Origin of the sequence: Streptomyces sp. NPDC058579 (genome assembly GCF_042718575.1) — a bacterium.
Lineage (GTDB): Bacteria > Actinomycetota > Actinomycetes > Streptomycetales > Streptomycetaceae > Streptomyces.
This window is the reverse complement of sequence record NZ_JBHXPI010000003.1, coordinates 415,392-425,479: the sequence shown is the minus strand read 5'-3', so window position 1 is coordinate 425,479 and position 10,088 is coordinate 415,392. Positions and strand designations below refer to the sequence as shown.

Sequence of the window (10,088 nt, the reverse complement as noted above, 5' to 3'; positions counted from 1 at the left end):
GGTACGGGGGATTGCCGGCCGCGGGTCCCGAGTTCGGGACGGGGTGGGCGTCAGGAGACGCGCACCTCGGGGACCTCCTCGGCCGGGGCGGGGGCCTCGGCGGGAGGCTTGCGCAGGTTGAGCGCGGCCACGGCGCCGAGGAACGCGGCGGCCGCGGTGACCCAGCCGGCCACCCGCAGGCCGGAGATGACGTCGCCGTCCGCAGGGGCCGGAGCGCCCGCGGTCAGGTCGAGGCCGGAGTTGGCGATGACCAGGATGACGGCGAGCCCGACGGCGGCACCGATCTGCTGGGAGGTGGAGGCGAGCGCCGAGGCCACACCCTGCTCGGCGGGGTCCACCCCGGAACCGGCGGTCGCGAAGATGGCGGTGAACGCCAGGCCGCCGCCGAAGCCGTAGAGGGCGACGCCGGGCAGGACCGCCCAGTAGGTGCCACCCGCGACCATGCCCGCGGCCATCGCGGCCATGCCGATCGCGTAGATGAACATGCCGAGCGAAAGGGCCCCGCGCAGACCGGTCTTGTTGAGCATGGCGGCCGCGATCTTGCCGCCCGCGAGCATCGCGAGCAGACCCAGCGGGAGGAAGGCGAGACCCGCCTGGAGCGCGTTGTAGTCGAGGATGTTCTGGATGTAGGTGGTGAACAGGTAGTAGCCGCCGCTCAGGGCGCTCATGTGCAGGAACGCCACCATCATCGAGGTCACGAGGGTCCGGTTGCGGAACATCCGCAGCGGGGCGAGCGGGGCGCTGGTCTTGGACTCGATGAGGAAGAACGAGGCGACGAGCAGCAGGCCGACGATCAGCGAGCCGAGCACCCGCGGCGTGGTCCAGCCGGCCTCGGGGCCGCTGACCAGGCCGAACACGACGAGCGTGGCGCCGATGGTGACGACCAGGGCACCCGGGATGTCGAAGCCCTGACGGGCGCCGGTGCGCGGGGGGTCGGGAGCGAGCAGGGCGGGGACGCCGAGGAGCGCGACGAGGGCCAGCGGGGCCATGAAGAAGAAGACCCACTCCCAGCCGAGCCACTGGGTGAGCACGCCGCCGAGCAGCGCGCCGGCGGCCAGGCCGCCGCTGCCGGTGGCGCCCCAGACGGCCAGCGCCCGGTTGCGCGCGGGGCCTTCCTCGAAGCTGGTGACGACCAGGGTGAGCGTCGCGGGGAAGAGCAGTGCGCCGCCGAGGCCCTGCACGGCGCGCGCGGCGACCAGGACCTCCGCCGAGTCGGCGAGGCCGCCGACCAGGGCCGAGACGCCGAAGAGGACGAGCGCCGCGACGAAGACCCGGCGGGCGCCGAGCCGGTCCGCGGCGCGTCCGCCGAAGAGCAGGAAGCCGCCGAAGGCCACGGCGTAGGAGCTGACGACCCACTGGAGGGTCTGCGGGGAGAAGTCGAGGGCCTGGCCGATGTCCGGCAGCGCCACGAACACGATGTTGTAGTCCACGGCGATGATGAATTGGGCCAACGCCAGCAGCGCAAGCCTCAGGCCGGACCGCTGATGCGAGCTAACGGAACCTTCCACTGGATTGGAGCCCTTCTGCAAAAGGAGAACGGCGAGGCGCTCTCTACATGTCGTTCGTTTACTGAGCGGTGTTCAGAGTTCGCATGGGAGATGGTACCGCCACGGCGTTCACTGTCAAGCGGAACCGGCGTGCGCGCGAACCGGCCCCGGACCGTGTGCGCGGTCCGGGGCCGGCGATCGAGCGGAAGCGGGCGCCGTACCGGCGCCGCAGGGCAGGTCAGACGGGGTCGGCGTCGCCAACAGGGCCGAGAACGACCGGCAGTTCACCGATCACGCGCAGCGAGATGCCGGGCCAGCGCTCGACCCGCCTGCTCTCGTCCAGGCGCACGTCGCGCCGGATCAGGGCGGCGAGTGCCTCCTGCCCGATCAGCCGCGCGATCGGCGCCGCGACACAGAAGTGGATCCCGTGCCCGAAGCCGAGGTTGCGGGTCTGCTCACGGGTGATGTCGAGCCGCTCCGGGTCGTCGAAGGCCGCCGGGTCGCGGTTGGCGGCGGCCATCATCACGGTCACGTACTCGCCGGCCCGCACCGGGATGCCGGCCACGTCCGCGTCCTCCAGGGCGGTACGGGTCACCATCGCCAGGGTGCTGTCGTAGCGCAGCAGTTCCTCGACGGCCGCCGGCACCCGGTCCGGGTTGGCCCGCAGCCACGCGAACTGCGCCGGGTGGGACAGCAGGTTGTAGACCTGGTTGCCGATGAGCGCGGCCGTGGCGCCGAACCCGGCGGCCAGCAGGTTCATCAGGAGCATGGCCAGCTCCCACTCGGACAGCCGGTCGCCCTCCTGCTCCGCGCGGGCCAGTTCGCTGATGAGGTCGTCGCCTGGCGCCTCCCGTCGCGCGGCCACCATCTCGATGCCCGCGTTGATGAAGACGTCGCGGGCGCCGTTGCGGCCGGTCTTCTGCTCGTCGGTGAGCGTGAAACCGGGGTCGAGGCCCCGCCCGCTCTCCATGGTGTTGGCGAAGAAGAGCGGGTGGTAGTGCTCGGGTATGTCCATCATGTCGCTGAGGACCCCGGCCGGCAGTGGCCGGGACAGCACCTGCTGGAGGTCGACGCGGCCGTCGGGGCTCTCCACCAGCGCCCGGTCGAGCAACTCCTCTGCGTACCGCGCCGCCTTGGGGCGCAGGTCGGCGATCATCTTCGGCGTGAAAGCCTTGGACACCAGGCCGCGGATCCGGGTGTGGTCCGGCGGGTCCATGAACATGAGGATGCGGCCGGACTCCCCGCTCGCGGGGTTCTCCACGAACTGGTCGGCCACCATCGGGTTGACCCCCCAGCCGAACCGGGGGTCCTTCATGACCGCCGCGGCCTCCTCGTAGCCGTACACGGCGACGATCCCGCCCGGCGTACGGAAGGCCCGGCCGGACTCCTCCCTGGTCTTCCGGTGGTACGGAAACGGGTCGGCATGGAAATCGGGGTCGAACGGGTCGAAGGGAAGCGCCCGCCGAGCGGCTTCGGGGTCGTAAGTGATGACATCCGGGATTTTCGCGGTCGACGCCTCGGTCATTTTCCCACATCCCACTAGATTGAGGACCGTCTGCTGGGAGCGGAAATTACTTGCGACCTCCCCCTAGGGCCAACCCCTCTCACCGCGCCACGACATACAGGGGTACCCCACAAAATCTGGGGTTGGCACTAGGGGGCGGGGACCACTAATTTCCCGAGGGAAATTAGCAGAGTATCGCACCGAAAACTCACCTACAACGAGGTTCGGATGAGCAATAGCAGCGACCGGAAGAAATCCATGGAATTCCCTGAGATCCTCGAAGGATTCGACCTCACGGACCATGCCGGATTCGCCCGCGGAATTCCGTACGAGCTGTTCGCCAGGCTCCGCCGCGAGGCACCCGTGCTCCGCCACCCCGCCGGCACCCTCCCGGACGGCGAGAGCTTCTGGGTGCTGACCCGGCACGCGGACATCGCGGCGGCCTCGGTGGACCCGGTCTTCTCGTCCCAGGGCGGCGGCGGCCGCGCCGGCGGCGGCTCCCACCTGGAGGACCTGCCCTTCGGCGGCGGCCTCACCGGCAGCGTCCTCGCCATGATGGACAACCCGCGGCACGACGTGTTCAAGCACCTGCTCGGCCCGGCCCTGGCCACCGCCGTGACGGATCTCGAGCCCGAACTCCGCGCCACCGCCGCCGCCCTGGCCGACGAGGCGGTCTCCCGCGGCCGGGTGAACCTCGTCGACGACTTCACCGAGCCCTTCGCGCTGCGCTCGGTGGCGCTTCTCCTCGGCATTCCGCGCGAGGACTGGCCGGCGCTCACGGAATGGGTGCACGCCGTCCTCGGATTCACCCACCGCAGGACCGGCCGGGTGGACGACGCGTCACGGGCCGTCTATCAGAACCTGCGTTCCTATTTCACCTCGCTCCTGGAGCACAAGAGAGAGCGGCCCGCGGACGATCTGGGTTCGGTCCTCGCGAACGGCGAACTGCCCGCCGACAGCGGCCAGCCGGCGCTCACCGAGATGGAGCGGGAGACCAACGCCAGCGTCCTGCTGGTCAGCGGCTTCGAGCAGCCGCGCAACACCATCGCCGGCGGCCTGCTCGCCTTCGCCCACCACCCCGACCAGTGGCGGGAACTGCGCAAGGACCGGGCCCTGCTGCCGACCGCGGTCGAGGAGGTGCTCCGCTGGCTCCCGGCGAACCCCTACAACCGGCGCACCCTCACCCAGGACGTGGAACTGGACGGCCAACGCATGCGCGCCGGTGACAAGGTGACCCTGTGGTGGCCGTCCGCCAACCGCGACGAGAGGGTGTTCCCCGACCCGGACCGGTTCGACATCCGGCGCGACCCCAACCCGCATCTGTCCTTCGGCCACGGCGTCCACTACTGCCTCGGCGACGCCTTCGGCCGCCTTGAGATTCGCCTCGCCCTGGAGGCGCTGCTCGACCGGGTCGAGGAGATCCGCCCCTCCGGGCCGGAGACCTGGGCGCCCAACAACAAGCACACGGTGCTGCTCGACGTACCCGTGGAGCTCGTGCCCGCGCAGGGGGTGTGATGACCGCCGCCCCCGACGTCACCGCGCCGCCCGCCTCCGACCTCACGGCGCCGCCCACCCCCGGCTTCGCCGCCGCCCTGGAGACCGGGCTGCTCGGCCCGGAGCCGCCCGCCTTCCCCGAGCAGGACACGCAGGACCGGGCCACGGGCGAGGCGACCACCGCCCGGCTCGACGCGTTCCTCCGCGCCCGGCTCGACCCGGACCAGGTCGATCTGACCGGGGCGCTCCCCGACGGCTTCCTCGACGACCTGCGGGCGAGCGGCTTCCTGAAGCTCCGCCTGGGGCCGGAGGCCGACGGCCTTGGCCTTTCGCCGTACAACACCTTCCGCGCCGTCGAGCACGCCGCCGGCCTCTGCATGCCCGCCGGGCAGATGCTCGCCGTCCAGGCGGGGGTCGGTGCCCCCGCGCTGCTGCCTGCGCTGCCGGAGGGCCCGCTGCGCGACCACCTCACCGAGCGGCTCGCCGCCGGCGCGGTCTCGGGCTTCGCGCTGACCGAGCCCGCCGGGCAGAACAACGCCTGGCCGGGCACCACGGCCACCCGGTCCGCCGACGGCACGGCCTATGTCCTGCGCGGGGAGAAGGTGTTCACCGGGCACGGTCCTGTGGCCGACCTGCTGGCGGTCGCCGCGACCGAGCACACGCCGGAGGGGCGCCGGCTGTGCGTCTGCTTCGTGGACACGTCCGCCGCCGGTTTCGAGGTCACGTCGTCGATCGAGTTCGCCGGCAGCCGGGGGCTGCCCAACGGGGCGCTGCGCCTGGACGGGGTGGAGGTGCCGGCGGAGCACGTCGTCCGCCACGCGCCCGAGGACCCCCGGTTCTCCGAGCGGATGGCCGACGTCCTCCTCGACGGCCAGCTGTACTTCACCGCCGCCCCGGCCCTCGCCATCGCCCGCCTCTGCCGCCGCTGGTCCGCGGAGTTCCTCGCCCGGCGCACCGTCAACGGCCGCCCCCTGATCGAGTACGACGCGATCCAGCGGCTGGTCGCCGACACCCTCGCCGAGGTGCACGCCGTGGACAGCGTGATCCGCTGGGGGCTGATCGGCCCCGGCGCCGAGGACCGCTGGTTCGAGCGGCTCACGGCCAAGAACCTGGCCGTGCGCACCGCCTGGCGGATCGTGGACCGGACCGTCTCCCTGTACGGGGCGGAGGGCGTCGAGACCCTGCCGAGCAAGCTCCGCCGGGGAGCGCCCCCGGTCCCGCTGGAGCGCCGTATGCGCGACGCGCGCGGGCTGCGCATCGCCGGGAACGTCGACTTCCAGCTGGACGCCCAGGCCGGGCGGCGGCTGTTGACCCGGTACTACGCGACGGACGGCGCCGAGCCGGCAGCCGTCGCGGGTGACACGGCCGGCGGGGCAGGCCTCGGCGCGGCGAACCGGGCCCATCTGGCGGCCGTACGGGAACAGGTGGCGCGGTTCCACGCGACCTGCCGGGAGCTGGTCGCGGCCCACCCCCGGCAGGAGGAGCTCTTCGAGAAGGAGCACACGCTGATCCTGCTCGGCCGCATCGGGGCGGAGCTGTTCGCCTCGTACGCGGTGCTCGCGAGGGCGGCGGGGGCGAACCCCGGCAACGTCGACGAGGACGCGGGGACGCTCGCGGAGGTGTACTGCGTCGAGGCCGGGCACCGGCTCGCCGGTCTGTGGCGCCGGCTCACCGCCGAGCCGGGACCGGACCACGCGGGTCTGGGCAGACGCTGGCTGGCGGGATTCGCCGACCGCCCCTGAGAACCGACCACCCGTGAGACGCGCGAAGGCCGGGTCCGGGGGACGATCCCCGGACCCGGCCTTCGTCACATCACGCCTGCGGGGCGCCGACCAGTTCGCCCGTCGGCACGTGCCCGAGGGACTTGGACAGGTCGACGAGTTCGGCGCGGTAGAGCTTCTCGGGGTCGCGCACCTGGGGAGCCAGGTGGCCGTAGACCTCCAGGGACACCAGGCCGTGCATCCGGCCCCAGACGCGCAGCGAGAGCGCGACGGCGGCCGGCGGCAGGTCCGGGAAGGACCGGCGGATCAGGTCGCCGAACTCCGGGTCGAAGTCGGACCAGGTGTGGTCGCTGCCGATGTAGAGGTGCTGCGCCTTGGGCCAGGCGGCCGCGACGATGCCGGTGAGGACGGCGCACGAGCGGTGCTCCGCCTCGGCGGCCGCGCCGCCCTCCGGGGGCTGGTAGTCGGGCACGGCGTCGCCGTACACCAGGCGGAACTCCTCGGGGTTGCCGACCGCCCAGTTGCGGTAGGCCTGCCCGAACGCGAGCACCTGCGCGGTCGCGTCCCCCTTGGGGGTCTCCGCGATGGCGGCTTCCAGGGTGTCGGCCAGGCGGCCGTATACATCCGCGATCAGGACACTGACGAGATTGTCCCGGGTGTCGAAGTAGCTGTAGATGGCACCGGCGGTCATCCCCATGTCACGGGCGATGGCCCGCAGCGAGATCGAGGCCGTTCCGCTGGTGGCCATGTGCTCCAAGGCGGTCGCCTTGATCTCCGCGGTCGTCGCCTCCCGCAGGCGCATCCTCCGGCTTTGAGTCACCTGTCCCATGCTCGGCATCTTAGCAGTGTTGAAACATAAATACCGCTCTTCGGTTCCTTCACGGAGTACAATTGACTCGCAGAGTGCAAATGATGAACACTGTGTACATGACTCAGCCCACCTCGCAGCCCCCGGCGGGCGGCACCCTCCGTATCGGGGGCGACCTCAGCGTCAACCGGCTCGGCTACGGCGCCATGCGGCTCACCGGACCGGGCATCTGGGGCGACCCGGCCGACCCCGCTGAGGCGGTCCGGGTGCTCCGGCGGGCGGTGGAGCTCGGCGTGAACTTCATCGACACCGCCGACGCCTACGGCCCGTTCACCAGCGACCTCCTCATCAAGAAGGCCCTGCACCCCTACCCGGACGACCTGGTGATCGCCACCAAGGTCGGCCTCGCCCGCCCCGGCCCCGACGACTGGCGTCCGATCGGGCGCCCCGAGTACCTGCGCCAGCAGGTCGAGCTCAACCTCCGCCACCTCGGCCTCGACTCCATACCCCTGCTCCAGCTCCACCGGATCGACCCGGCCGTCCCCCTGGAGGACCAGGTCGGCGAGCTGGCGGAGCTCCGCGCCGAGGGCAAGATCCGGCACATCGGCCTCTCCGAGGTCACGGTGGAGGAGCTGGAGAAGGCCCGGACGGTCACCCCGATCGCCTCCGTGCAGAACCTCTACAACCTCGCCGAGCGCAAGTACGAGGACGTCCTGCGCCACGCCGAGCTCCACGGCCTGGCGTTCATCGCCTGGTTCCCGCTCGCCATGGGGCAGCTGGCCACCCCCGACAGCGCCCCGGTGGCCGGGGACGGTACGGCCGTCGGCGAGGCGAGCGGCGCCACCCCCGCCCAGCTCGCGCTCGCCTGGCTGCTGCGCCACTCCCCCGTCCTGCTCCCGATCCCCGGCACGTCCTCGGTGGCGCACCTGGAGGAGAACGTGGCGAGCGCGGCGATCCGCCTCTCCGAGCAGGAGTACAAGTCCATGACCGCCGCCGGCTGACGGCACGAGAGGAGCCCGCATGCCGCACACCGAGCACGGCCACCGCGTCGTGGCCGTCCCCGCGTCCCAGACCGTACGGGTGGTGATCGACGGCCGTACGGTCGCCACGTCCGAGCGGCCCGTCCTCGTCCACGAGACCGGCCTGCCCGTGCGCTACTACCTGCCGCCCGAGGACGTCGACCTGACGCTCTTCGACCCCTCGGAGACCCGTACCACCTGCCCGTACAAGGGCGAGGCCGCGTACTGGTCGTTCCGCGGTGACGACCCGGCGGCGACGCCGGCCCACCCGGACGTGGCGTGGTCGTACCTCGACCCGATCGACGCCGTCCCCGAGATCAAGGGGTACCTGTCCTTCTACGACACCGTCGCGGAGGTCGACGTGACCGGCCCGGCGCCCGAGGCGCCGGCGGTCTGAACGGTCTTGACGCCACGGGCCGCCCGCGTACGCGCGCGGGCGGCCCGTGGCTGCATATGGCGGCCCGTGGCTGCCCGTGGTGACCCGTCGGTCTCAGGCCGGCGGGTTGCCGTGCTTCCGGGCCGGCAGCTGGGCGTGCTTCGAACTCAGCATGTCCAGCGAGCTGATCAGCACCTGGCGGGTGTCACGCGGGTCGATCACATCGTCGACCAGGCCGCGTTCGGCCGCGTAGTACGGGTGCATGAGCTCGGCCTTGTACTCCTTGATCTTCTGGGCGCGCACCTCATCGGGATCGTCCGCGTCCGCGATCTCGCGCCGGAAGATCACGTTCGCCGCGCCCTCCGCGCCCATCACCGCGATCTCGTTACCGGGCCAGGCCAACGAGAGGTCCGCGCCGATCGAGCGGGAGTCCATCACGATGTACGCGCCGCCGTAGGCCTTGCGCAGGATCAGCTGGATCCGCGGCACGGTCGCGTTGCAGTACGCGTACAGCAGCTTGGCGCCGTGCCGGATGATGCCGTTGTGCTCCTGGTCGACGCCCGGCAGGAAGCCGGGCACGTCGACCAGGGTGACCAGCGGGATGTTGAACGCGTCGCACAGGGAGACGAACCGGGCCGCCTTCTCCGAGGCGTGGATGTCGAGGACCCCGGCCGCGGAGGACGGCTGGTTGGCGACGATGCCCACCACCCGGCCGTCGAGCCGGGTCAGCGCGCAGACGATGTTCGTCGCCCACCCCTCGTGGATCTCGAAGAACTGCCCGTCGTCGACGAGCTCCTCGATCACCGCCCGCATGTCGTACGCCTGGTGGGGGTCGTCGGGGACCAGATCGAGCAGGGCGTCGTTCGGCCGGTCGGCCGGGTCGTCGCACATCTCCGCCGGCGGCATCTCCCGGTTGTTCTGCGGCAGCAGGGAGAGCAGGAAGCGCACCTCCTCCAGACAGGACTCCTCGTCGTCGTAGACGAAGCCGGCGACGCCCGACACGCCCGCGTGGACGTCCGCGCCGCCGAGACCGTCCATGGACACCTGCTCGCCCGTCACCGCCTGGACGACGTCGGGCCCGGTGATGAACATCTGCGAGGTCTCGCGGACCATGAAGACGAAGTCGGTGAGCGCGGGCGAGTACGCCGCCCCGCCCGCGCACGGCCCCAGCATCACGCTGATCTGCGGGATCACCCCGGAGTTACGGGTGTTGCGGCGGAAGATCCCGCCGTAGCCCGCGAGTGCGGTGACGCCTTCCTGGATCCGCGCGCCCGCGCCGTCGTTGAGTGAGACCAGCGGCGCGCCGGTGTCCGCGGCGAGGTCCATCAGCTTGTGGATCTTGGCGGCGTGCGCCTCGCCCAGGGCACCGCCGAAGATCCGGAAGTCGTGGGCGTACACGAACACGGTCCGCCCGTGGACGGTGCCCCATCCGGTGACCACCCCGTCGGAGTGGGGGCGGCGCCGCTCCATGCCGAAGCCGGAGGAACGGTGCCGCCGCAGCGGTTCGATCTCCTGGAACGAGCCCTCGTCCAGGAGCAGTTCGATCCTCTCGTACACGGTGAGCTTGCCCCGGGCGTGCTGGCGCGCGGTGGCCGTCGGGTCCGTCCCCCGGCGCACCCGCGACTTCAGCTCGATCAGTTCCGCCAGGCGGTCTGTGGCCGGCATGGCTGGACTCCTTT

Annotated in this window: 8 protein-coding genes; 4 read left to right on the top strand and 4 right to left on the bottom strand. The window is 71.6% G+C overall.

The features are described from left to right. Window positions 1–50: 50 nt before the first annotated feature. Together ACFWRO_RS07100 and ACFWRO_RS07095 are read right to left on the bottom strand one after the other, a co-directional pair. On the bottom strand, window positions 51–1,451 hold the full coding sequence (locus ACFWRO_RS07100; RefSeq protein WP_384505413.1) for an MFS transporter: 1,401 nt from the start codon (window positions 1,449–1,451) through the stop codon (window positions 51–53). Between the two features lie 274 nt (window positions 1,452–1,725). After that, window positions 1,726–3,012 (bottom strand): cytochrome P450, encoded by a 1,287-nt coding sequence (locus tag ACFWRO_RS07095; protein ID WP_384505410.1) that lies wholly within the window; start codon window positions 3,010–3,012, stop codon window positions 1,726–1,728. A 237-nt stretch (window positions 3,013–3,249) separates the two neighbouring features. On the opposite strand from ACFWRO_RS07095, the gene ACFWRO_RS07090 reads away from it, so the two are divergent. After that, on the top strand, window positions 3,250–4,506 hold the full coding sequence (locus ACFWRO_RS07090) for a cytochrome P450 (protein ID WP_384505407.1): 1,257 nt from the start codon (window positions 3,250–3,252) through the stop codon (window positions 4,504–4,506). Continuing rightward, a complete protein-coding gene (locus ACFWRO_RS07085) occupies window positions 4,506–6,227 on the top strand; it encodes an acyl-CoA dehydrogenase family protein (protein WP_384505404.1) in 1,722 nt (573 codons plus the stop codon). Before ACFWRO_RS07090 ends, ACFWRO_RS07085 begins: the two co-directional genes overlap by 1 nt. Window positions 6,228–6,297: 70 nt before the next feature. Here the strand turns inward: ACFWRO_RS07085 and ACFWRO_RS07080 are convergent, their stop codons facing one another. Continuing rightward, window positions 6,298–7,035 (bottom strand): TetR/AcrR family transcriptional regulator, encoded by a 738-nt coding sequence (locus ACFWRO_RS07080; RefSeq protein WP_384505402.1) that lies wholly within the window; start codon window positions 7,033–7,035, stop codon window positions 6,298–6,300. A 98-nt stretch (window positions 7,036–7,133) separates the two neighbouring features. On the opposite strand from ACFWRO_RS07080, the gene ACFWRO_RS07075 reads away from it, so the two are divergent. Further along, a complete protein-coding gene (locus ACFWRO_RS07075; protein ID WP_384505400.1) occupies window positions 7,134–8,015 on the top strand; it encodes an aldo/keto reductase in 882 nt (293 codons plus the stop codon). Between the two features lie 19 nt (window positions 8,016–8,034). Then, a complete protein-coding gene (locus tag ACFWRO_RS07070) occupies window positions 8,035–8,430 on the top strand; it encodes a DUF427 domain-containing protein (protein WP_384505397.1) in 396 nt (131 codons plus the stop codon). Window positions 8,431–8,523: 93 nt separating this feature from the next. Here ACFWRO_RS07070 and ACFWRO_RS07065 read toward each other — a convergent pair whose 3' ends face one another. After that, window positions 8,524–10,074 carry an acyl-CoA carboxylase subunit beta gene (locus ACFWRO_RS07065; protein ID WP_384505394.1) on the bottom strand — a complete coding sequence of 517 codons (1,551 nt, stop codon included), beginning with the start codon at window positions 10,072–10,074 and terminating at the stop codon, window positions 8,524–8,526. Between the last annotated feature and the right edge of the window lie 14 nt (window positions 10,075–10,088).

Coding starts and splice junctions, on each gene's coding strand:
- ACFWRO_RS07065 (WP_384505394.1), bottom strand. CDS start 10,074: ATGCCGGCCACAGACCGCCTGGCGGAACTGATCGAGCTGAAGTCGCGG.
- ACFWRO_RS07095 (WP_384505410.1), bottom strand. CDS start 3,012: ATGACCGAGGCGTCGACCGCGAAAATCCCGGATGTCATCACTTACGAC.
- ACFWRO_RS07070 (WP_384505397.1), top strand. CDS start 8,035: ATGCCGCACACCGAGCACGGCCACCGCGTCGTGGCCGTCCCCGCGTCC.
- ACFWRO_RS07090 (WP_384505407.1), top strand. CDS start 3,250: ATGGAATTCCCTGAGATCCTCGAAGGATTCGACCTCACGGACCATGCC.
- ACFWRO_RS07075 (WP_384505400.1), top strand. CDS start 7,134: ATGACTCAGCCCACCTCGCAGCCCCCGGCGGGCGGCACCCTCCGTATC.
- ACFWRO_RS07085 (WP_384505404.1), top strand. CDS start 4,506: ATGACCGCCGCCCCCGACGTCACCGCGCCGCCCGCCTCCGACCTCACG.
- ACFWRO_RS07080 (WP_384505402.1), bottom strand. CDS start 7,035: ATGGGACAGGTGACTCAAAGCCGGAGGATGCGCCTGCGGGAGGCGACG.